General features: G+C 59.8%; 20 protein-coding genes and 1 pseudogene. 3 read left to right on the forward strand and 18 right to left on the reverse strand.

Annotation, left to right across the window (positions count from 1 at the left end; genetic code table 11):
* Positions 1 to 105: 105 nt before the first annotated feature.
* Positions 106 to 1,509 (forward strand): vanillate/3-O-methylgallate O-demethylase, encoded by a 1,404-nt coding sequence (gene ligM / locus BKA12_RS09470; RefSeq protein WP_183643048.1) that lies wholly within the window; start codon positions 106 to 108, stop codon positions 1,507 to 1,509.
* Between the two features lie 104 nt (positions 1,510 to 1,613).
* Here the strand turns inward: ligM and BKA12_RS09475 are convergent, their stop codons facing one another.
* The 4 genes from BKA12_RS09475 to BKA12_RS09490 all read right to left on the reverse strand — a co-directional run bounded on the left by BKA12_RS09475 (position 1,614) and on the right by BKA12_RS09490 (position 6,018).
* Positions 1,614 to 2,402, reverse strand: coding sequence for an amino acid ABC transporter ATP-binding protein (locus BKA12_RS09475; RefSeq protein WP_183643051.1), 789 nt, complete (start codon positions 2,400 to 2,402; stop codon positions 1,614 to 1,616).
* The gene (locus BKA12_RS09480; protein ID WP_338087491.1) at positions 2,399 to 3,337 is read right to left on the reverse strand and encodes an amino acid ABC transporter permease; all 939 of its coding nucleotides are present in this window, start codon (positions 3,335 to 3,337) and stop codon (positions 2,399 to 2,401) included. The genes BKA12_RS09475 and BKA12_RS09480 overlap by 4 nt, the downstream gene beginning before the upstream one ends.
* A gap of 72 nt (positions 3,338 to 3,409) precedes the next feature.
* Positions 3,410 to 4,384 carry an ABC transporter substrate-binding protein gene (locus tag BKA12_RS09485; protein WP_183643058.1) on the reverse strand — a complete coding sequence of 325 codons (975 nt, stop codon included), beginning with the start codon at positions 4,382 to 4,384 and terminating at the stop codon, positions 3,410 to 3,412.
* An 8-nt stretch (positions 4,385 to 4,392) separates the two neighbouring features.
* Complete coding sequence (locus BKA12_RS09490; RefSeq protein ID WP_183643061.1) at positions 4,393 to 6,018, reverse strand: amidohydrolase; 1,626 nt, start codon at positions 6,016 to 6,018, stop codon at positions 4,393 to 4,395.
* 125 nt (positions 6,019 to 6,143) lie between these two features.
* Between BKA12_RS09490 and BKA12_RS09495 the strand changes: the two genes are divergently transcribed.
* Positions 6,144 to 7,076 (forward strand): LysR family transcriptional regulator, encoded by a 933-nt coding sequence (locus tag BKA12_RS09495; RefSeq protein ID WP_183643064.1) that lies wholly within the window; start codon positions 6,144 to 6,146, stop codon positions 7,074 to 7,076.
* On the opposite strand, the gene BKA12_RS09500 is transcribed toward BKA12_RS09495, so the two are convergent.
* The 14 genes from BKA12_RS09500 to BKA12_RS12710 all read right to left on the reverse strand — a co-directional run bounded on the left by BKA12_RS09500 (position 7,073) and on the right by BKA12_RS12710 (position 19,930).
* Positions 7,073 to 8,185, reverse strand: a complete 1,113-nt coding sequence (locus tag BKA12_RS09500) for an ABC transporter ATP-binding protein (RefSeq protein WP_338087492.1) — start codon at positions 8,183 to 8,185, stop codon at positions 7,073 to 7,075. The genes BKA12_RS09495 and BKA12_RS09500 overlap by 4 nt on opposite strands.
* The gene (locus tag BKA12_RS09505; protein ID WP_183643067.1) at positions 8,182 to 9,114 is read right to left on the reverse strand and encodes an ABC transporter permease; all 933 of its coding nucleotides are present in this window, start codon (positions 9,112 to 9,114) and stop codon (positions 8,182 to 8,184) included. Before BKA12_RS09505 ends, BKA12_RS09500 begins: the two co-directional genes overlap by 4 nt.
* Positions 9,111 to 10,019: an ABC transporter permease gene (locus tag BKA12_RS09510; protein WP_183643070.1), complete on the reverse strand. Its 909-nt coding sequence runs from the start codon at positions 10,017 to 10,019 to the stop codon at positions 9,111 to 9,113. Before BKA12_RS09510 ends, BKA12_RS09505 begins: the two co-directional genes overlap by 4 nt.
* Positions 10,020 to 10,025: 6 nt before the next feature.
* Positions 10,026 to 11,204 carry an ABC transporter substrate-binding protein gene (locus tag BKA12_RS09515; protein ID WP_271395875.1) on the reverse strand — a complete coding sequence of 393 codons (1,179 nt, stop codon included), beginning with the start codon at positions 11,202 to 11,204 and terminating at the stop codon, positions 10,026 to 10,028.
* A gap of 194 nt (positions 11,205 to 11,398) precedes the next feature.
* The gene (locus tag BKA12_RS09520) at positions 11,399 to 12,313 is read right to left on the reverse strand and encodes a carbohydrate kinase family protein (RefSeq protein WP_183643073.1); all 915 of its coding nucleotides are present in this window, start codon (positions 12,311 to 12,313) and stop codon (positions 11,399 to 11,401) included.
* Between the two features lie 73 nt (positions 12,314 to 12,386).
* Positions 12,387 to 12,629 (reverse strand): hypothetical protein, encoded by a 243-nt coding sequence (locus tag BKA12_RS09525; protein ID WP_183643076.1) that lies wholly within the window; start codon positions 12,627 to 12,629, stop codon positions 12,387 to 12,389.
* Between the two features lie 69 nt (positions 12,630 to 12,698).
* Entirely contained in the window at positions 12,699 to 14,273 is a 1,575-nt protein-coding gene (locus BKA12_RS09530) for a molybdopterin-dependent oxidoreductase (RefSeq protein WP_183643079.1), read from the reverse strand.
* A 154-nt stretch (positions 14,274 to 14,427) separates the two neighbouring features.
* Positions 14,428 to 15,249 carry an anti-sigma factor gene (locus BKA12_RS09535; RefSeq protein WP_183643082.1) on the reverse strand — a complete coding sequence of 274 codons (822 nt, stop codon included), beginning with the start codon at positions 15,247 to 15,249 and terminating at the stop codon, positions 14,428 to 14,430.
* A complete protein-coding gene (gene sigK / locus BKA12_RS09540) occupies positions 15,249 to 15,830 on the reverse strand; it encodes an ECF RNA polymerase sigma factor SigK (RefSeq protein WP_183643085.1) in 582 nt (193 codons plus the stop codon). Before sigK ends, BKA12_RS09535 begins: the two co-directional genes overlap by 1 nt.
* 110 nt (positions 15,831 to 15,940) lie before the next feature.
* A complete protein-coding gene (locus tag BKA12_RS09545) occupies positions 15,941 to 16,633 on the reverse strand; it encodes a fasciclin domain-containing protein (RefSeq protein WP_183643088.1) in 693 nt (230 codons plus the stop codon).
* Positions 16,634 to 16,779: 146 nt separating this feature from the next.
* Complete coding sequence (locus BKA12_RS09550; protein ID WP_183643091.1) at positions 16,780 to 17,958, reverse strand: C45 family autoproteolytic acyltransferase/hydrolase; 1,179 nt, start codon at positions 17,956 to 17,958, stop codon at positions 16,780 to 16,782.
* A gap of 74 nt (positions 17,959 to 18,032) precedes the next feature.
* The gene (locus tag BKA12_RS09555; protein WP_183643093.1) at positions 18,033 to 18,842 is read right to left on the reverse strand and encodes an enoyl-CoA hydratase/isomerase family protein; all 810 of its coding nucleotides are present in this window, start codon (positions 18,840 to 18,842) and stop codon (positions 18,033 to 18,035) included.
* Between the two features lie 78 nt (positions 18,843 to 18,920).
* Positions 18,921 to 19,727, reverse strand: a complete 807-nt coding sequence (locus BKA12_RS09560) for an IclR family transcriptional regulator domain-containing protein (protein ID WP_183643096.1) — start codon at positions 19,725 to 19,727, stop codon at positions 18,921 to 18,923.
* A gap of 35 nt (positions 19,728 to 19,762) precedes the next feature.
* Positions 19,763 to 19,930 carry a hypothetical protein gene (locus tag BKA12_RS12710; RefSeq protein WP_246362044.1) on the reverse strand — a complete coding sequence of 56 codons (168 nt, stop codon included), beginning with the start codon at positions 19,928 to 19,930 and terminating at the stop codon, positions 19,763 to 19,765.
* On the opposite strand from BKA12_RS12710, the pseudogene BKA12_RS09565 reads away from it, so the two are divergent.
* Positions 19,910 to 21,034, forward strand: a pseudogene (locus tag BKA12_RS09565) (MFS transporter); the annotation flags it as partial. The gene BKA12_RS12710 and the pseudogene BKA12_RS09565 sit on opposite strands and share 21 nt — an antisense overlap.
* Positions 21,035 to 21,122 lie beyond the last annotated feature (88 nt).

Consider the following 21,122-nt stretch of genomic DNA (forward strand, 5'->3'; position numbering starts at 1 on the left):
TTTCCCTAAGCCATGAAACCTTTCACGACCTAGGCTGAGTGTGAAGCAGATCACCATTGTGAGTGTTGAGCACGTCGCATAGACGCGGCATCGAAAGGAAGCACCATGTCCAACAAGTCCCTGCAGGACATTCTCGATAACAGCGGGAACATCGTTGACCACCTGCGTAACGTCCAGGTGGGCGCCTATGTTTACCCCGTAGTGGCATCAGAGTTCACCAACTGGCGCAACGAGGTTCAGGCGTGGCGAGAGACCGCCGTTCTCTTCGACCAGAGCCACCACATGGACAACTTGTACATCAAGGGCCCGGACGCGCTGAAGCTCATCTCTGACACGGCTATCAATTCGGTGGAAAACTTCCCTGTCAACAAGGCCAAGCAGTACGTTCCGGTTACGCCGTACGGCCACGTGATCGGCGATGGCATCCTCTTCCGCGAGGCTGAAGACACGTTCGTGTACGTGGGCCGCAGCCCAGTTGCTAACTGGTTGTTGTTCCAGGCCGAAAAGGGCGGATACAACGTCGAGCTCACGATCGACCGCCGCTCCCCGTCTCGCCCCATGGGCAAGGCCGTTTCCCGTCAGGAATGGCGCCTCCAGATCCAAGGCCCGAACGCGTGGAGTGTCATCGAGAAGCTGCACGGCGGCCCATTGGAGAAGCTGAAGTTCTTCAACATGAGCACCATGAACGTTGGCGGAAAGACCGTGCGCACACTTCGCCACGGCATGGCCGGCGCCCCGGGCCTCGAGCTCTGGGGACCGTACGAGGACTACGACTTCATTCGCGAAACCATCCTCGAGGCAGGTGCTGAGTTCGGCCTCGAGCCAGCTGGCGCCCGTGCTTACTCGTGCAACACCTTGGAATCCGGCTGGATCCCTTCACCATTGCCAGCTATCTACTCCGGTGACGAGTTGGAGGATTACCGTCGTTGGCTCGGCGCAGATAGCTACGAAGCAAACTCCGCCATCGCCGGCTCCTACGTTCCCGACTCCATCGAGGGGTACTACACGACCCCGTGGGAACTCGGCTACGGCTCCTTCATCAAGCATGACCATGACTTTATCGGCGCCGACGCCCTCAAGGCCATGGACCCAGCTGCCCAGCGAAAGAAGGTCACGCTCGCATGGAACGGTGATGATGTCGCCACCATTCACGCGTCGATGTACCAGAAGGACAACCTTCCGTATAAGTTCTTCGACCTTCCCAACGCCAACTACGGCGCATCCAACTTCGACTCCGTGGTGGATGAGTCCGGCAAGGTTGTGGGCCTTTCGATGTTCACCGGATACAGCTGGAACGAAAAGCGTCCGCTGTCCTTGGCCATCGTGGACCCAGACGTCGAGGTCGGTTCCCAGCTACAGGTGGTCTGGGGCGAGCCAGACGGCGGCACCAACAAGTCCTCCGTCGAGAAGCACCGCCAGTACAACGTGGGCGTGGACGTCAGTCCCGTTCCGTACTCCGAGGTTGTGCGCCAGAGCTACAGCGACGGCGGTTGGCGCAAGAACGCCTAATCAGCGCTTCACCAAGCACCAACACTCACAGATGAACTGAGTCCGGTGGTCTCACCCAAAAGGTAGGACCACCGGACTCTTTCTTTTCTAGTACTAGTTTGAAGCTAGAGCACCTTCGCGAGGAACGCCTTGGTGCGATCCTTCTGGGGATTACTCAAAACTTCACGAGGGTCGCCTGACTCCACCACTACGCCGTCGTCAAAGAAATGCACGGTGTCCGCGACTTCGCGAGCGAATCCCATCTCGTGCGTCACTACCACCATTGTCATGCCTGCGAGCGCCAAACGCTTCATGGCCTCGAGGACTTCGTCCACGAGTTCTGGGTCCAGTGCGGAGGTTGGCTCGTCGAAGAGCATGATCTTGGGGTCCATCGCGAGCGCTCGGGCAATCGCCACGCGCTGCTGCTGACCGCCGGAGAGCTGATGAGGACGCTTGTGGGCGTGCTTCTCCAGACCCACCTTGGCCAGTTCTTGGCGGGCTCGGTCCATGGCCGCAGATTTGGACATGCCGCGGACCTCGGTCAGTGCCACGGCCACGTTTTCTTCGGCGCTCAAGTGGCCAAAGAGATTGAAGCGCTGGAACACCATGCCAATCTCAGAACGGAAGTTGGCGAATTGCTTGGTGTTCCACTCGTAGTATTTGCCGTTCTTGTACTCGTAGCCCACGTGCAGCCCCTCTACGAGGAGCACGCCGTCGTCGTAGGATTCCAGCGCATTCAAGCACCGCAAGAAGGTCGACTTACCGGAGCCGGACGGGCCGATGATGCAGCTGACTTCCCCTGAGCGCACCTGGAAATCTACGCCCTTGAGAACCTCGAGATCGCCGTAGGATTTCCGGACGCCGTGGGCTTCAACTTCGAGCTTCGTTTCGGTTTCTACTGCTGGGCTGCTCATGAGTGATCCTTCCCGGAGAGCGCGCTGTCCGCGTTATCGGTGGAGTTATCAAACTTGACGGCGGCGTTCGCCTTTTGGGCATCCACCGCGCGGGTCAGTACGCCAGGTTTTCGCACCAAGCGCACGGCCTCCGCGCCAAACCGAGTCTCCAACTTGGACTGCAAGAACGTAGCGATAGCGGTCATCACCATGTACCAGAGGGACGCCACAATGAGCAGCTCCATGATGAGGTTGTTCTGCTTGTAAATCTGGGACGCGTTGGTCATCAGGTCATTACCCGCCACCACGTAGACCAAGGAGGTGGTTTTCAGCATGGAGATGAACTCGTTGCCGGTGGGCGGGATGATGATGCGCAGTGCTTGGGGCAACACGATCTTCGTCATGCGCTTGCCGGGCGTCATACCCAGCGCGTACGCCGCTTCCGTCTGCCCCTTGTCCACGGCCTGAATGCCCGCACGAACGGTCTCGGCGAAGTACGCCGCGAGGTTCAAACCGAGGCCCAGAAGCGCCGCGTTGAAACCGGTCATCACTTCATTGGTGTCCCACATGTAGCCAATGTTGGTGAAGGGAATCTGGATGATGAGCTTGGGAAACAAGAACGCCAAGTTGTACCAGAAGATCAACTGCACCAGCACTGGCGTGCCGCGGAAGAACCAGATGTAGAGCGTGGCAAACCAGTTCAACACCGGGTTATGGGAGAGCTTCATGACGGCCAGGATCACGCCCAGCACGAGCCCCACCACGGTGGCGAGGATCGAGATGAGGATGGTGACCCAGATGCCGTCAATGATCTTCGGGAAGAAGAGGTAGTGGGCTACTTCGCTCCACCGGATGTTCTGGTTGGTGGCAAAAGTGAACACCAACCAACCGACAAACAGTACGGCCAGCGCCCCGAGAATCCATCTACTCTGATGCTTGAGTTTGACGATGGGCACTTCTTGACCGCTCGGACCACTCAAATGAGTGGGTCGAGTTACGCGAGAGGACGCTGACCGCATGTTGATCGACTACTTTCCGTCGTTGATGGTGACCTTGTCGACTGCCATTTCCTTGACATTCCAGGCTTCGAGGATCTTGGCGTAGGTGCCGTCGTCGACGAGGGACTGAAGCGCCTTCTGCACGCTGTCCTGCAGAGCCTTGTTGTCCTGCTTCATGGCGATACCCCACGAGGCTTCGTCGCCAGCGATGGCTACGGCTTCGAGAGCGCCTTCAGAGGTCTGAGCACGGTAAGCCGCAACAGGGTAATCGTTGATGCCAGCATCTGCGCGACCGTTGCGGACCTGCAAGATGGCTTCCTGGTCACCCGGGAACTTGAGGATGTTCACGGCCTTCTTGCCAGCAGCTTCGCAGTCCTTGCTGAAGCCTTCAGCAAGATCAAGCGAGGAACCGTTGTCGACGACGGCGACCGTCTTTCCGCACACCGTGTCCGCTGCGCCGAGGCCAGAAGGATTGCCCTTTTTGACCACCCAGCCGTTGCCAGCCTTGACGTAATCAACGAACGTCACCGTCTTGCGGCGCTCTTCGTTGTCCGTCATGGAGGACATGATGATGTCATAACGACCCGTGGTGATACCCGGGATCTGGGCGTTGAAGTCTTCGTTGTTGATGGTGATCTTCACGCCAAGCTTGTTGGCAATGGCACGGCCGAGGGCTGGGTCAACGCCGATGAGCGTCTTGCCGTCCTTGGCGAACATTTCCATGGGAGGGTAGCCCTCGGACGTGGTCATCTTGATGCCGTTGGTCTTGACCGCGTCAGGCAGGCCACTGGTCAAGGCGGCGTCCGGCTTGATGCCATCAACGACAGATGCTGCAAGGTCTTCAGTGGGTGCTGCTTCCGCGGTAAACGGTGCAGCGCTGCCGCCTGCCGAGCTGCTGTTGCTGGACAGCGACTGCCCACCACACGCGGTGGTGGCCAGGATGGCGGCGAGTGCTACGGATGCTGCTGCTCCGCGGCGCATCGAGAGGAAACGCTGAGATTTCATGGTTCTCCTTAGAGGGTTTCGTTCCAATATTTGATGTCGCCGCCCACAATTGTGGCTTTGACCTTGAGGTGCCTGAGTTGGCTGGGGTTGATGTCGAAAGGGTTGTGTTCGAGGGCTACGAAGTCCGCAAGCATTCCGGGACGCAAACGCCCCTTGATAGCTTCTTCGCCCGAGGCATACGCGGGTCCCGTCGTAAATCCGGCGATCGCCTCGGCAACGCTGAGACGCTCTCGCGGCTGCCATCCGCCGTCCGGCGCGTTGTCCTTGTTCTGGCGGGTCACCGCCGCATGAATGCCGTAGAGCGGATCAGGTGCCTCGATCGGGGCGTCTGAACCAAACGCCAGGACGGCGCCGGCATCGGTCAACGAGCGCCACGCATAGGAGGCCAGGTCATGGTCTGCCAGCAACGTGGAGGCGAGCGGAATATCCGTAGTGCAGTGCGTGGGCTGCATTGACGGTACGACGCCGAGGCTCGCCAAACGCGCCACGTCTTGCGGACGCAAGTGTTGCGTGTGTTCAATGCGGTGCCGCAGTTGCGTTGCTCCGTTGGACACCGCATTGAGGTTGGGGTCCAACGGGTTCTCGAAGAGCTCTTGGTACGCATCAAGTACGAGCTGGTTGGCGCGGTCGCCGATCGCGTGCGTTGCCACACCGATTCCCGCGCTCGCCCCTTTGCGGACCAAAGCGCTCAGCTCAGCGAACGGAATGACTTCAATGCCCGTGTTGCCGTTTTCGCCCGGGAACTCCTGGTTCATATGGCACGTGTGGGAACCCAAAGCGCCGTCAGAGAACAACTTCACGGGACCTGTGCTCAGCCAGTGATCCCCATGTCCTGTAGCGCGACCCTCATCAATCGCGAGATCCAGAGACGTCACCGGGATGGACTTGTGGACCCGAAGGTGGAGGGCACCGTCGTCGTACAGTTTGCGGTACGCAGCCCGAGCGTCCTCGCCATCGAAGCAGTGAATGCTCGTCAGACCCGTGGCCAAGAGGCGCTTCTGGCCTTCCTTTAACTGCTGGCCAAGATCTCCCGCGGCGGGGCTGTTCATGATGGCAGCGAGTGAGTCTCCAGCGGTCTCACGCAAGATGCCCGTGGGCTCGCCTTGAGCGTCCCGCACAATCTCGCCACCCACAGGATCCGGGGTGTCCCGCGTGATGCCCACGGCTGCGAGCGCCGCGGAGTTTGCCCAGATGGTATGTCCGTCGATGCTCGGGAGCGCTGCTGGTCGGCCGCCGGATGCGTGATCGAGAACGTAGCGATCAGGCTGCGTAGGGACAGTCCAGGTGTTGTAGTCCCAGCGGCCGCCAAAAATCCAGGCATCGGCAGGCAGAGAACTCGCGTAGGAGCTGACGCCTGCGAGCGCTTCCTCGAGCGAACGGCTCTCGCGAATATCGAGAGCCGTGATCTCTCGGGCGTATTCAGCTGCGTGAATGTGGGCGTCGTTGAAGCCGGGGCTGACGAAGGCGCCACCCAAATCGACTGTCTCCACAGGGCCGGTGGCGTGGGCTCGAATTTCCTCGGCCGCACCCAGGGCGACGATGCGCTCGCCTCGGGTCAAGAGGGCAGTCGCGATCGGTTGTTGCGGCCATTGGGTATAGAAGGTGGCGTTCACAAACAACCGCTGCACAAGCATTCCTAAATCTTCAGAGGAGTCACATACGTCAAATTTTGTATGTTTCAACCAACACTAAAGCAATGTGAGGCAAAGTGTGACGTAAGCGTCACCACGATTTACCGAGCTGACTTAAAGGAACGCTAATGCTTAATCCCACGCATCTGCAGACACTCGTAGAAGTGGTGCGGCTCGGCTCATTTACAGCAGCCGGAAATCGACTGGGATATACAGCCTCCGCCGTCTCCCAACAAATGGTGGCACTCGAGAAAACGTTGGGTGTCAAGCTCTTCATTCGAAGCGCCCGCAGTGTCCAGCCCACAAACGCCGCTCAAGCTCTGGGACGGTCAGCCGTCAAGGTCCTAAAAGAACTCGACGAGCTCTTGGCACTCGGCCAATCTGTGAACGGACTGGCCAGCCGCACCTTGAGACTCGGAGCATTCCCGTCCGTGGCCACCTTTGTGTTGCCGCGCATCTTGGAGTCCCCCGCATGGATCGCCACAGAAGCTTCGCTCAAACTGCACATCGGCGAGCCCAGCCAAGTGGTGCCCAGCCTGCGGGCCGGCGGCGATCTTGACGCCGCACTCGTTTACCACGTGGGCGAAGCAGGACTGGCACTCCCCCGCGGCGTGCAGAAACACTGGCTGGGCGAAGACCCGTTCAGCGTTGTCCTCCCGGCGTCCCTGGGCATCGACGAGGGTTCCGTCCTCACCGTCAGCGAAGTGATTTCCTTGCCGTGGATTCAGCACGTCCGGGGATCATCGGATGCCACCATCGTGGAAACAGTGCTGGATCACGCGGGTCTTCACCCACGCGTAGTGGCCTCGAGCGATGACTTCAACGCCACCTTGCGTCTCGTGAGCGTTGGACTTGGAGCCGCACTTGTTCCGCAACTCGCCATGGCCGAACGACCACCCGGAGTGTGCAGAGTTTCCGTCCAGGGCGTCTCGCTGACCCGCCAATTGTGGCTACTTTCCGGTGAACACGCCCCGGCGGATCTCGTGACGACGTTCGTGGAACACTGCATGGCCATGCTCCACGAACCTCTGGACAGCCAACCCGAAAAACATCAGATCTAGACAGCCAGCACGGGTACCTTGTCCACGCTGATTTCCACGCGGTCACCGCGCTTGAAGCTTTCAGCTACCCGAGCGTGAACCTGAGCAACAATATCGGTGCCGTCTTCGAGCTCCACGTTGACGGTGGCCGAGTCGCCCATGAAGGAGGTGGAGACCACGGTTCCTCGCGGATCCACGGCTGCATTGTTCGAAGCAACAGGTGCGTTGGCTTCGAGCGGCGCTACGTTCAATCGCTCAGGTCGCACCAAAGCGACAGCGTCCGGCCCGGCAACAGATCCTGGCAACAACGGCACACGCACGCCCAAGACAAGGGCTTCGCCACCTTCCACCTTGGCCGGCAGGCGGTTGGTGTTACCCACGAAAGCAGCCACGAAAGCGTTGGTCGGGCGGTCGTAGACTTCGCGCGGAGCACCGATCTGCGAGAGCTTGCCGGACTGCATGACGCCCACGCGGTCCGCGACGGCGAGCGCTTCGGACTGATCATGCGTCACAAACAGCGCCGTGGTTCCAAGCTCGAGCTGCAAGCGGCGAATCTCGTCACGCAACTGCACACGCACCTTGGCGTCCAGCGCGGACAGCGGCTCATCGAGCAACAACACGTCCGGCTGCACAGCAAGCGCCCGCGCCAAAGCAACGCGCTGCTGCTGTCCGCCGGAGAGTTCGCTCGCGTAGCGATCGTGATGCTGCCCCAACCCCACGAGCTCCAAGTACGTGTCCACGGTCTTCTTGCGCAGCGCAGCGGACTGCTTGCGCAAAGACAACGGGAAGTCCACGTTCTGCGCCACGGTCATGTGCGGGAAGAGCGAGTAGCTCTGGAACACGGTGGCCATGTTGCGCTTGTTCGCTGGCACGTCCGTCAGGTCCCGGCCATCCACGATGATCGTTCCGGAGTCCACTTCTTCCAACCCTGACAAGGCACGCAATGCGGTGGTCTTGCCACACCCCGATGGACCCAAGAGCGCCACAAACTCGCCCGGGGCCATTTCAAGATTGAAGTTGTCGAGTGCTCGCACGGAACCGTAGTGCCGGCTCAGTCCACGCATGGACACGGCAACGCCGTCGCGCGTTTGGGTCAACGCCGCCGTCGAGATGATGTTCTGCTCAGTCACGAGGCATCTTTCTGTTGAGTCGAAGAAGGAAGGGACGCGGAAGCCGCGGGGGCTGGGTCCGTCGGCGCGGCAGGGGAAGTGAGCTGCGGCGTCGTACTAGAAGCGGAAGCGCTCACTGCAGGGCGGGACCGGCGGCGACCGCCGCGATCCAACAATCCCAATCCCACCAACAGAACCACGCCAAAGAGCAACACCATGAGGGAGACGACCGCGGCCACTTGAGGATCCGCCTGATTGACCAAGAAAACGCCGGTCTGCAGGGTCTCGCGGTTGAGCAAGCGGGCGATCGTGAACTCGCCCAGCACCACGGCCACGGCGATGAAGCTCGCGGAGGCAATCGCGGTGCGGATATTCGGCAGAATCACGCGCCACAACACGGTGAACCAGCTCGCCCCGAAGGACCGCGCGGTCTCGGACAGCGTCTTCACATCGATCGAGGACAGGCCCGCATCCAGCGCGCGGTAAGAGAACGGCAGCACCAAAATGACGTAGGCGAAAGCTAGCCAAATGGCGTTCGTGTCCAGCACATGGATGGAAATGAACCGGTACACCGGCGCCAAACCCACCACCAGGACCACTGCGGGGATGGTCAGCGGGAGCAAGCAAATGAACTCGACCCACCGCCTGATCCGCGGCACGCGCAATCGCACCCACACCATGGTGGGAATCAGTAGAGCGAGCATGATCGCCACGGTGATCAGCGCAATCACCAACGAGTTCACGAAGCCGTTGCGCAACGGCGTCAGACGGGACTGCGAACCGTCGAAGAGGCGGGTCCAGCTGGACCAGTCGTAGGCGCCGGTCAGCGGGAAGCGAATGGAGAATTCAAACAGCGCGTAGAGCGGGTAGAGCATGAAAATCAGGACGAGGCCTAGGACAACCCACCGGAAAATCGCCTGACTACGTTGACGTTTTTCGCTGCGTTTCATGCGCCCAACCACCTTGACGTGCGCTTTTGCAGAAGGGCGTACGCGATCATCACGATCGCCACCACCACGATCATTCCCAGCGCGAGCGCTTGCGCGTACGAGTCCATGCCGGGGTTATTTTCGTTGCGCAGAGCGCCTTCAATGGCCATCGGGACAATGATGTTCTGCTGCGAAATCAGGGCCGCGGCAGTGGCGTACGCGGAAAAGGCATTCGCGAAAAGGAGCAAGAAGGATCCAAAGAACGACGGCGCCAGCAGCGGTCCCGCAATTTTCGTCCAGTAGGTCCAGGTTCCGCCGCCGAACGATTCATTGGCTTCGCGCCACTGCGGGCGCAGTCCGTCCAGCGCCGGCAAGAACACGATCACCATGAGCGGGATCTGGAAGTAGCAATACACGAGCACTAGGCCGGGCAGGGAGCTGAGGAATCCGCCGGGCACTTGGGTCTCGAAAACGTCGCGCATGAGACGCGTGAAGGTGCCGTTTCGGCCAATCAGAGCGATGAACGCGAACGCGAGCATGACGCCACCGAACTGGGCCAGCACGGAGCACAGTGCCGTGTAGACGCGGCGCAAAACACTGCCCTCGGGGCTCGTGGCGAGCGCATAAGAGGCGAGCGCCCCTACGACGGCACCAATTGCGGCCGTCATGAAGCTCAGAAGCGCGGTGGTCCAGAAAATTTGGAGGGTCTGCTGCGAGAACACCAGGTGAATGCCGGCGAGGGAGAAATTTCCCTCTCGGTCGCGGAACGCACCGATGACCACCAAGAGGGTGGGAAGAAGCAAGAAGATGCCGGTGTACAAAAAGAACGGCACGGAGCCGATCCAAGCAGACCGGCGGCCCCGGCTCACGCGGGCAGGAGAACCCTGCTTGGGTGCGTGAACCGAGGCATCCGAAAGTGCAGTCATGAGTGACTACTGACCCATCGTCTTATCCCAGTTATCAGCCAAGAACTTGTTCATCTTCTCGGCCTGATCTGCGGTAGGAGTCTGTGGGTCGGTGACAGCTGGAACGTTCTTCTCAAACTCAGCGTTCAAGGTTCCGGCCTTCTTCATCTCAGCGGCGAGCACTGGGGAAGCGCCACCCTTGAGCCACAAGTTCTGTGCCTCGTCAGAGAAGAGGTATTCCTGCCACAAACGGGCTGCTGCTGGGTGAGGAGCGTCCTTGTTGATGGCCTGGTTGTAGTAGGACACCACGCTGATGTTGTTCGGAACGAAGGTTGCCCATTCAACACCCTTTTCCTTGAGGGAAGAGGTGTAGGAGAGCTGGTTGTAGGTCCAGTCAAAGACCACGCCGTGCTCACCGGACTCGATGGTGCCCTTGGTGACGTCAGACTGGTTCAGCGTGCCAGCGTCCTTGAGCTTCTTGAAGTACTCGAGGCCCTTGGTGCCGTCATCCAGCGTTCCGCCATTGGCAAGGTTCGCCAAGAGGAAGCCGTTGAATGCTGCGCCAGCTTCTGCAGGCTTGCCGTTGACGGCAACTGCGCCATCAAACTTCTTGTCCGTGAGCTGATCCAGCGAGGTGATTTCGCCGTACTGGGTCTTGTTGTAGCCAACCACCATGACGCCGGTGTAGTCGTTGACGTAGAGGCCGTCAGCGTCCTTGTTCTCGGCTGGGATCTTGTCAAAGTTCTCTACCTTGTAAGGAGCAAAGTAGTCCTTGCTCTCCAAGGTGACCGTGGTGCCAAGGTCGAAGACGTCTGGAGCCTTGTCCGTGCCCTTGTTGGCGTCAGCTGCCTGGATTTCTTCCTTCGAGGAAGCATCCGGGGTGGACTCGTTGACGGTGATGCCGTACTTGGTCTTGAAGCCCTCGATGATCTCGCCGTAGTTGGCCCAGTCATGTGGAAGAGCAATGACGTTGAGTTGACCTTCAGCCTTAGCAGCCTCGATCAACTTGTCCATGCCACCGAGGTCGGCGGCGGACTTTGCCGTCTTTGCAGCGTCGCTCGATGCACCGCTCGCGCTGGAAGCGCTCGAGTTTGCCGAAGAAGCTGAAGACGAGGTGGAGGAAGGAGTGGAAGAACCACAAGCGCTCAATGCGAGCGCGGTGACGGCCAAGCCGGCCACGATGGAAGAACGCATAGCAATGCGCACGGTGTTCTCATTTCTGAAGGCGAAACAGGAGTGGCGCGCAATCTTGGGGCTAGAAAATACCCGAAGTGATGACCGCGCCAAACTGAACCATAGGTGCGATCAGTAACGCTTTGGGGAGACCAAAGTGAACGATGAGTAACAATAGGTGAACACTAGGTGAAACACCTGAGTTCCATGCGACTTTAAGCGTCTGACTAGGAAATTTCCGCGCGGTATGGCGGGTTTGCGCCGGCGCGGGACACCGTAATAGCGGCAGCCCGAGCGGCGAAGTCAATCACTTCGTGAACCGTGCTTGGCGCGATGCCACGGAGCTTGTCTCGCTGAGCGGCGGTGACGAGTTCACGTTCCACGAGGGCAGAAATGAGGGCCGACATGAAGGAGTCTCCGGCACCTACGGTGTCTTCAACTTCTACGGCCACGGCGTTGGCGCGAGCTTCTCCCCCGGCCACAACAGCCCAAGGGCCGCCGCTGCCGTAGGTCACGCAGACCAACGAAGCACCCAGCTCAAGCCAGGCTTGAGCGGTCTCACGAGCATCACGTTCCGGGTAGAGCCACTCGAGGTCCGAGTCCGATGCGCGCACGATATCAGACATACTGACGATGTGCTCGATCTTGGAGATCGCCGCGTCCTTGTCCTGAATCAGGGCAGAACGAACGTTGGGATCAAAGGAGATCGTGGCATGACCGCGAGCGCGTTCCACCGCATCGATGACGGACGCAGCTCCTGGGTCAAGGAAGGATCCAATGGAACCGACGTGGAGAACCTGAGCTTCTTCAAGAGCGGTAGCGGCAGCACCATCAAGAGGCTTCAAATCCCACGAGATATCAAAGGTGTAGGTTGCCGAACCAGCAGGATCAAGCTGACCCTTAGCGGTTGACGTAGGCTGCTCGGTGCGCGGAGCCAACTCCACCACCGAGTTATCGCGCAAGTGACGGTGGATCATGTCACCGTATTCGTCCTTGCCGTACTGACCCACGAAACCTACCGAGTGACCAAGACGTGCCAGACCGACTGCCACATTCATGGGACTTCCGCCCACATATGCTTCAGGCGCTGATAGGCCTCCGGACAGTACGTCCACGAGGGCTTCTCCAATAACCAGCAACATAATGTGGGGTTCCTCTTCGCAAGTCAGCTTGTGCCCTCTATCCTACCGAGCATCTCACGTACAGCGCGCCAGACTACTTAGCACTCCACCGTTGCCACGCCGCTTGTCGTGATGTTCCCGCAACCTGAGCTACAGCAGCCCACGATCCGTTCTCCGCCAAGGTGCGCGCCGATTCGCCGAGGGACTCACCAATTTTTGCTTGGAGTCGCAACAGCGCCTGAAACGCCTCGACGTCTGGGACGCTCGCCAAGTCGCCCAAGAGCGATTCGGCTTGAGCTTCAATTCCAGCGACGTCGATGGATTCAGATGAGTTCACCTCCCCATTCTTTCATCACCGGCACGCCGTTGCGACCATGACAGTGCAACGCACGCCGCGTCGTCGTCCTTACTGAATACTGAACTGCAAGCGATGCCAGCCGGAGGAACCATCCGGGGCTGGGGGCGCAACCTCATCAGCTTGGAGCTCACCGTTCGCATCGGTGGCCCGGACGGTCGCGGAATGGCTGCCCGAGGTGGCGCCGTTCCACTCGTAGCGCCACTGCCGCCACGTGTCCGCGGAAACGGTGGAGGACAGCTCCGCCTCCTGCCATGGGCCGTCGTCGATGCGTACTTCCACGCGCGCAATACCTGTGGTTTGCGCCCACGCGGTCCCGCCGAACACCACTTTTCCCGCGGGGAGGTTCGCGAAAGAGCGAGGGGTTTCAATGCGGGAGGACATCTTGATGGGGCCGCGTTCAGACCATCCACGCGTGGTCCAGTATGCGGTCTTGTCCTGGAACCTCGTGACTTCGAGATCCACCACCCATTTGGTGGCCGAGACGTAGCCGTACAGCCCGGGAACCACCATTCGCACGGGGAAACCGTGCTCAAGCGGCAGCGGCTCGTCATTCATTCCGATCGCCAACAGCGCTTCGCGGCTATCTGTGAGCACTTCGAGCGGCGTGGACGCACTGAAGCCGTCCTGTGAGGTGGACAGCACCATATCCGCGCCGGGCAGCGGAACCGCTTGCTTCAGGAGCTCTCGCAGCGGGTAGCCGAGCCACTTAGCATTGCCCACCAGATCCCCGCCCACGGGGTTAGAAACGCAGGTCAGGGTCAGGTAGTGCTCCACGAGGTCCTTGCTCAAGAGTTCGTCGAAGGTAAGCGTGAACTCGTTCTCCACCATGCCGTGAACCTTGAGAACCCACTCTTGCGGGTCGATGCGCGGCACGGAAAGCGCAGTATCGATGCGGTAGAACTCCTCATTGGGCGTGATGAACCGAGAGACGCCCGCGGTGTTCAGGTCCGCGCCCTTCGGGAGCTCAGGCGCGGTGACTTTCGCGGCCGGCAGACCCAGCGCCGAGCGGGCTGACTCCACCGCGTTACGAGCCCCTCGCAGGGCTTGGGAAGCACCGGCTGCGATCACGCTCAGCACCACCGTTCCCGCAGTGCCCAGCAGGAAGTGTCGCCGCGCGGTGACTCGGCTTGAATCGGGTGCGGAAGCACTGCTGACTTCCGGCGCCGCAGATGATTTTCGAGCTAAGTGAGTCAGCAACCTCAAAGCGCTAAGACCCAATACGGTGCCCAGAGCGGTGGGAATCAGATCCGTGTAGGTGGTCGACGAGCGCGTCACCACTGACGCGGCGAGGACTGCCGCCAACAAGAGCACCAGCGCGGATCCGGCCATCATGCTGCGCTTGGCAACCAATCCCACGATGCCTGCGAGCGCGGCGGCCACCACGCCCAGGGTGATGAACAAGAACAGCTTGTCATTGGTACCGAACAGCCCGATCGCCCAGTCTTTGAGCCAAGCCGGAGTGAAGTCGATAATCGTGGACCCCAACGCCACCATGGGCGCGGAAGCGCTCGAGAAAAACCCCGAGATCGCCTGTGCGGTGGTGAAAAGTACTAGCGCCGAGCAAACTCCTGCCACGGCGTACCGCCACGGGAAACTGGTTCGTGCGCTGTTCGACGTATCCATTCCTCATTCACCCCAACGCTTGCCGGCCGCTAGATGTTGACCGCGGCCCCATGATTTCGGACCGTTAATTCCAGCCCATTGCCACTAGTTCGGAGCCGGTCAGGCTTTAGATTGGAGTGCTCTGCCGTGGAGCTGGAATTTGCAGGGCCTTCCACTAGAGCGCCTGCAAAATGATGGGATCCGAGGTAGGAGCGTCCGATCCCCCGGCCGGTTCAACCGTGATTCCGAAATGGGTGACATCGGACATCGAACCGGAGATCATCTTCATGCCCTCAGCCTCCGAAGTATCAAGCATTCCCGCCGGCGTTGCCCCCTCGGCGGAGATCAGCCAGAGCTCATAGCCCTTGTCCTCAGGCAGATCCGGCATACCGGTGGTGGAAACGGCCATCATCCCGGAAGCCACCGAGTAGGACAGCCTGACAGTTGCACCGTCATCGAGGGTCTGCAACTTCGACTTCATGTCCGGTGCGCTCAGAATCTGCATCATGCCGTCGCGCTCGGTGGCCAGAGCCGTGGCGCGCTCGTTGAGCGCTTGTTGCTGCTCATTCAGATTCCACGCAACCACTCCCAGCCCACCCGCGGTCACGAGCAGAACGCTCGCGGCGAGAGCGAAAAACTTTTGGTGCGAGTTTTTCGGGGGCTCAGTTCGGGCTTCAGGCTTAGTTTGGATTTCGGTCTCGGCTTGGATTTCAGGCTCGGCTGCGGCGGTGGGTTCAGCAGGAACCTGTACGACGCCGGAGATTGCGTTCATGAGGTTGGCCTTGAGCCGTGCGGGTGGTTGCGTAGGCGTAGTGCCAAGGCTCAAGAGGGCGGCCGTTTCTTGGAACGAATCGAGTTCCTGACGCGCGGTCTCCGATTCTTCGGCCTGACGCAGTGCTTGTTCCCGTTCGGCATCACTGAGCGCGTTGAGAGCGCTCAACTCATTCAAAGAGCTGGGCTCGAAGTCGCTTGATAGCTCGTCGTTATTCTTGTCCATCACGCGACTCCCATCAGATCTCGAAGTTTCTTCATGCCATCCCGTATTCGGGTTTTCACGGTCCCTAAGGGAAGTTGAAGCCTGTCGGCAACCTCTCCGTAGGTGAGGCCACCAAAATACGCCAGTTGTATGGCTTGACGCTGTGGATCGCTGAGCTGTTTCATAGCGTCCGTCATGCGCTCACTCTCATCGTGAAGAATCGCGCTGTCTTCCACATCGTCATAGCTCTCTTGAAATTCTTGAATTCCCACCTTGAGATCCCGTTGACGGCTGGCTTGGCTTGCCCTGATCCTGTCGACGGCGCGACGATGCGCAATGGTCAACAGCCAGGTAGCGGCACTGGCTCGTTGGGGATCGAATCGGGCGGCGTGCTGCCACGCTTCAACGAAAATTTCTTGAGTGACTTCTTCGCTTTGTGCCTCATCGCGCAAAAGATGCCGCACAAGACCGAAAACTCTGGGAGCAAGGTGGTCATAGAGATGAGCGAACGCAGCTTCATCCCCTTGTGCCACTTGGGACACAAGAGCTTCCATGCTCGGAGTGAATTCCGACGTTGATTCACTCGATCGATTCGGAATCATACGCTCAATGGTCTCATGGCGTTTGGATCTCTATTCGTGCTCACGTCAGCGGCGGACGAATGATTGTTCACCCGTCCGCCCCTGTCCTTGCCTTCGTACTGAGAGAGCAATTACTTCTTTGCCGGCGGCATCAGCACCGTGTCCACCAAGTAGACCGTGGCGTTGGCGGTCTGAACGCCACCGCAAATGACGCTGGCACCGTTGACCATGAGCTTGTCACCGCTACCGCTGATCTTGACGGTGTCCCCTTCGACCGTTTTCAGGTCACCCTTCAAGTCATCGGGTGTGATTTGGCCAGGAACCACGTGGTAGGTCAGGACCTTGGTGAGCGTGTCCGCATCATCCGTCACGGCCTTCAAGTCCTTGGCTGGAATCGCAGCGAACGCTTCATCGACGGGAGCGAACACCGTGAACTCGTCACCGTTGAGGGTGTCCACCAAGTTGACGTCCTTGTTGAGCCCACCGGAGACAGCCTTCGTTAGCGTGGTGAGAAGCGGATTGTTCGAGGCCGCGACGGCCACGGGATCCTGCGCCATACCAGCAACGGATCCTTCACCGTCTGGAACAGCCTTCGCGTAAGCCGCGCAGCCCGTTCCCACGAGGTTGGCCGCTGGATCCATGGCCGATTCGCTGCTCATCGCCGAACTCGATGAAGACTCAGAACTGCTCGGCGCCATGCTTGAGCCCGAGCTCGAACTCGAACCTGACCCCGAATCTGTGCCCATAGCACAGGCGCTCATACCTAGAGCTGCAACTGCTGCGATCGAAAACAGTCCAACCATTTTGCGCTGTGTGTACTTCATGTCGATCTCCTTGCCTCGAGCCCTGAATGGGCCACTCGGTGTCCCAAACCATCCGGCCCGGGCTGTCACAAGGTGTTCGGAGCGCTCCAGACAGCGGATTGGATCTCACCCAAAACTTTTTTTAGTAGCCCAAGAACCGCGATCCGCTAGAGAACAATCGTGCGCGAGGCTGCGTCGTCGTCATGGGTAATTCGCCAGTGCTGCCCGCGCCAACGGTACTCAGCCACCCCCACCGTAGGGCGATACATGACCGAGTAGAGGGTGCCGAAGCCCGCGGAGTACTCCGTGCTGAAGAGTGGCTTTTCCAGGAATTCATCGAACGTGGTCTCGGCTTCGCGGTGCTCGCTGAGCAGGCCGTCGAGGTATTCGAGTCGTTCAACGGAGCGGAATCTCGCAGCTTTCTCCGGGAATTCGGGGGTAACTCCGTGGTGGTTGGTGGCGGCGGGGTGATCGCTGAACTCGGCAGGCTGGCCGGGGGCCACGAATGCCGTAAAGCTCTCTCCGCTGCGATCAATCACGGTCACGTTGTAGGACATCGCCACGGGGATGCGTGCCAGGATTTCGCGCGCTTGCTCGAGGGTGGACGCGGTCTCCAAGATATAGCGGATGACAATCGGAATCGCGAAGCCTTCACCGCTACCTGGTCGACCGCCGAAGGTTAGCGAGACCGCGAGGCCGGATTCGTTCATGCCGTCCAAAAGTCCCCACAGGCAGTCACCCGTGCCGGTGACCTTCTTGCCACGGAACGCGCTCGTGTAGATGGTGCGTTCCCACAGGTCAGGGCTGTAATCGTAGTTGCGGATGAGCGTGGGAGCTGGGTCTGCGAAGGCCACTTGCGAGCACGCTGGCGCGAAGGCTGGCATGTTCCACATGGTCAGGAAGCGTGCGGCATCGTGGTCGTTGCCAGTGAGTTCCACCATCTTGCGGTACGTGGGCACGAGTTCTGGCATGTGATTTGCGAGCTGACGCTGAGCCTCTTCGAGACTGGGGCGCTCAGTGATGTCCCCGCTGCGGTACCACCCGAGGTAGGCCGCGCGCGTCGCCTCAAACAAGGCCTTCCACTGCTTGCCGGGCTTGTCCTCCACGATGCGGAAGATTTCAATCTCACGGCTGCCGGTTGGGTAGGCGGCTGCGGCAGTCCAATCCGGGGACCCACTGGTGGAACCCTGAGCCGGCGCATACAGCGAAGCCCAGTCGACCGCCGCCCAATCAATGGCTGCCCAGTCAACGGAGAGCCAGTCGATATCGCGCAGGCCTGCGCCGGAAGTTAGGAATGAAAAAGGATGGGAGAAAGTGGTTTTTGGGGTGCAATGAGTTGTCGTCATAGCGTCAAGTTTGCCTTGACGCTATGACGCTTGTCAACTTTGCCTTTACAACCCCTCGGGGCTGCCCGCCGCTATTACCGCCCCAGCCACTGCGGCGAACGCTTCTCCAGGAACGCCGTGCGACCCTCCACAGAATCCTCGGTATGGAACGCCTGATAGAACGAGCGAGCCTCCTCGGCGAGCCCTTCTTCAACACTCAAATGGATCATGGAATGCATTGCACTCTTGGCGTTCGCGATGGCCGTCGGGGACTTTTCAGAGATCTCCGCGATGGTCGCCTTCGCGGCGTCCAGCATCGCCTCAACGGAGCCAAATAGCCGGTTGACTAGGCCAATTCGAAGGGCTTCATCGGCCTTGATGCGCCGTCCCGTGAAGATCAGTTCGCGGGCCATGCCCACGCCGACGCGCTGCTGCAAGCGCACGGATCCACCGAATCCCGGAACCAGCCCTAGATTCACTTCAGGCTGCCCAAAGCTCGCGCGTTCGCTCGCGTAAATAAAGTCGCATGCCATGGCGAGCTCGCATCCGCCGCCGAGTGCAAAACCGTTCACGGCCGCAATAACAGGCAGCGGCAACCGCTCCATGCGCAGCGTGACATCCTGCATGCTTTGCCCGTATGCGAGCGCCTGATCCGGGCTCATGGCATTCATTTCAGCAATATCCGCGCCGGCCACAAAAGACTTCTCGCCGCCGCCAGTAATGATGACGCCACGGATGGGCCACTTCGCATCCGTTCCGGCCATCTCAAGCTGCGTCACGAGCCGCTCAAACTCACGAACCACCGACTGGCTCAGCGCATTCAACGCCTCCGGCCGGTTCACCGTGACCACCAGCGCGGCACCGTCCTGCTCAATCACCAAGTGCTTGAAGCCGCCAAATTCCATGAGTTCCTCCGTTTACGTAACACTTAAAAGCAGTCTAGGTCACATTCCGGTTCTGATTTTTGAGTACGACGACGCAGCTCAGCTCCCAGCCGCACCTGCGGAGAGCTGCCGCCCTCCGAAATCATCGGCAATGCGTTGCGCCGTGGCTTGCAGCAGGGGAATAACGCGGTCCGTCAGCACTTCACGTTTGGCACGACCAGGCTGGATGGACACGTTGAGCGCCGCAATCACCTCCCCACCGCGCGTGATGGGGACCGCGACGCCGCGCATGCCCTCGTCGAGTTCTTGCTCCACAAGAGCCCAACCCTGCTCTTTGACCTTGAGCAGTTCGGCACGCAGGGCATCGGTGGTGCTGATGGTGCGGGAAGTGAACTCTTGAGGAACGATCTTTTGAATGAAGTCCTCGCGAGCTGCTTCCGGCAGCTCGGCAATCAGTACACGACCCATGGACGTCACCCACGCGGGCAAACGGGAACCCACATTGAGGGTCACCGAATGGAGTCGCGGGGCCGCGACGCGGGAAATGTAGAGAACGTCTTGGCCGTCAAGGACGCTGAGCGTGGCAGTCTCATCCAGTTCTTGAGCAAGGGCCACCAAGTGACGCTTCGCCGCTTGAGGAAGGCTCAAACCCGCGAGATAGCTGGCGCCGATGTCCAGGACTCGAGGCGTCTGCTTGAACAACGTGCCGTCCGTGGCCAAGTAACCCAGGTCCGTGAGCGTGAGCAAAAAGCGGCGGGCAGCCGCACGAGTCAGATCCGTCGCTTCTGCCACCTGAGTGACAGAGAGCGCCGGACGATCGCCCGTGAAGGCGAGCAAGACGCTCAGCGTCTTCTCCGCTGACTTGACGAAGTAGTCACCGTTCTCAGGTGTGGATGCTGTCGCCACTGCTCGCCTTCACTTGTGCTCGATTTAGTTGGTAGTTACCGCTGCCCACGGAAACGTGAGCGCTCAAACTGCGCCGCGAGGCGGAATGGCGCGTTCGGGGCGCCGTAGCCATCGTACTTTCCGCGACGTTCCACTACTTCAAAGAACACCTTGCCGATGGTCTCCGTGTAGAAGTGTACGAAGGCGCCGTCATCTTGGGCCACTTCGGTGACCGCATTGGACGTCAGAAGGTCCTCATGTTCACGCTCCTGACCATGGGTGCGGCAACCTTCCTCATCGGCTGCTTGCCAACCTTCGACCAGGTGGGCTGGCTCGCTCCGATCCTGCTGATCGTCGCTCGTCTTGCACAGGGCCTCTCCGCTGCTGGTGAGCAGGCAGGCGCTAGCTCCCTCAGCTTGGAGCACGCTCCAGACAACCGCAGCTCCTTCTTCACGTCCTGGACCCTCACGGGCACCCAGGGTGGCCAGATCTTGACAGCCTTGGTCTTCATTCCTGTGGTGGCCTTGCCGGACGACATCAAGTACGGCATCGGCTGGCGCATTCCGTTCTGGCTTTCCGCCGTCGTGGTTGTCGTTGCGTTCTTCATCCGCCGTTCATTGCACGAAACCCCAGAGTTCGAGGCCGCTAAGGCCAACAACGAGATCGTCAAGCTTCCTGTTGGCGTGCTCTTGAAGAACCACTGGCGCGACGTTCTCCGCGTGATCTGCTGTGCATTCATCGCTGCCGTTTCCACCGTTTACGGAACGCTCGCGATCTCCTACGGCAAGCAGGTTGGTGAGGTTGATACCGCCATCACCCTATGGCTGGTTGTCGCCGGTAACGTGGTTGCGCTCTTCACGCAGCCGATGTTCGGCAAATTGGCGGACCGCATTGGCCGCAAGCCAGTCTTCATCTGGGGCGCAGTTGGCTCCGCCGCCATCATGCCGTTCTACTTGCTCTCCATGGAGACCAGCAACACGCTCTTGCAGTTCGCACTGTCCATCTGCGTTTTCTCCTTCGCCTACGCTGCAGCAAACGCCACCTGGCCTTCCTTCTACGCTGAAATGTTCAGCTCCAAGGTTCGCTTCTCCGGCTTGGCTATCGGCACGCAGCTTGGCTTCTTGATGGCAGGCTTCGCTCCGGCCATCGTGACTGCCATGGGTGGCCTCAAGGAAAACGGCTGGGTTCCAATCTCCATCTTCACCGCTGTCATTTGCGCGATCGCCACGATCTCCGCATTGACCGCGAAGGAAACCTTCCGTGTTCCTACTTCTCTGCTTGGCCTCAAGCCAGAAGAGATTGCTCGCGAAAAGGCACGCGTTGCCTAATAGTCGGCCTAACAGCTAACAACGCACGCTAGATCTGGCGTCGATTTGTACCACTTCCCGTTGAATGACGGTGGTACGAATCGACGCC

Source organism: Neomicrococcus lactis, from assembly GCF_014200305.1.
Taxonomy (GTDB): Bacteria; Actinomycetota; Actinomycetes; order Actinomycetales; family Micrococcaceae; genus Neomicrococcus; species Neomicrococcus lactis.

What these genes read in the sequence shown, in the direction of transcription:
- BKA12_RS09495 (WP_183643064.1), top strand. Translation starts at nt 6,144, where the DNA reads ATGCTTAATCCCACGCATCTGCAGACACTCGTAGAAGTGGTGCGGCTC.
- BKA12_RS09555 (WP_183643093.1), bottom strand. Translation starts at nt 18,842, where the DNA reads ATGGAATTTGGCGGCTTCAAGCACTTGGTGATTGAGCAGGACGGTGCC.
- BKA12_RS09510 (WP_183643070.1), bottom strand. Translation starts at nt 10,019, where the DNA reads ATGACTGCACTTTCGGATGCCTCGGTTCACGCACCCAAGCAGGGTTCT.
- BKA12_RS09550 (WP_183643091.1), bottom strand. Translation starts at nt 17,958, where the DNA reads ATGACGACAACTCATTGCACCCCAAAAACCACTTTCTCCCATCCTTTT.
- BKA12_RS09475 (WP_183643051.1), bottom strand. Translation starts at nt 2,402, where the DNA reads ATGAGCAGCCCAGCAGTAGAAACCGAAACGAAGCTCGAAGTTGAAGCC.
- sigK (WP_183643085.1), bottom strand. Translation starts at nt 15,830, where the DNA reads ATGATTCCGAATCGATCGAGTGAATCAACGTCGGAATTCACTCCGAGC.
- BKA12_RS09545 (WP_183643088.1), bottom strand. Translation starts at nt 16,633, where the DNA reads ATGAAGTACACACAGCGCAAAATGGTTGGACTGTTTTCGATCGCAGCA.
- BKA12_RS09530 (WP_183643079.1), bottom strand. Translation starts at nt 14,273, where the DNA reads ATGGATACGTCGAACAGCGCACGAACCAGTTTCCCGTGGCGGTACGCC.
- BKA12_RS09485 (WP_183643058.1), bottom strand. Translation starts at nt 4,384, where the DNA reads ATGAAATCTCAGCGTTTCCTCTCGATGCGCCGCGGAGCAGCAGCATCC.
- BKA12_RS09490 (WP_183643061.1), bottom strand. Translation starts at nt 6,018, where the DNA reads ATGCTTGTGCAGCGGTTGTTTGTGAACGCCACCTTCTATACCCAATGG.
- ligM (WP_183643048.1), top strand. Translation starts at nt 106, where the DNA reads ATGTCCAACAAGTCCCTGCAGGACATTCTCGATAACAGCGGGAACATC.
- BKA12_RS09535 (WP_183643082.1), bottom strand. Translation starts at nt 15,249, where the DNA reads ATGGACAAGAATAACGACGAGCTATCAAGCGACTTCGAGCCCAGCTCT.
- BKA12_RS09520 (WP_183643073.1), bottom strand. Translation starts at nt 12,313, where the DNA reads ATGTTGCTGGTTATTGGAGAAGCCCTCGTGGACGTACTGTCCGGAGGC.
- BKA12_RS09505 (WP_183643067.1), bottom strand. Translation starts at nt 9,114, where the DNA reads ATGAAACGCAGCGAAAAACGTCAACGTAGTCAGGCGATTTTCCGGTGG.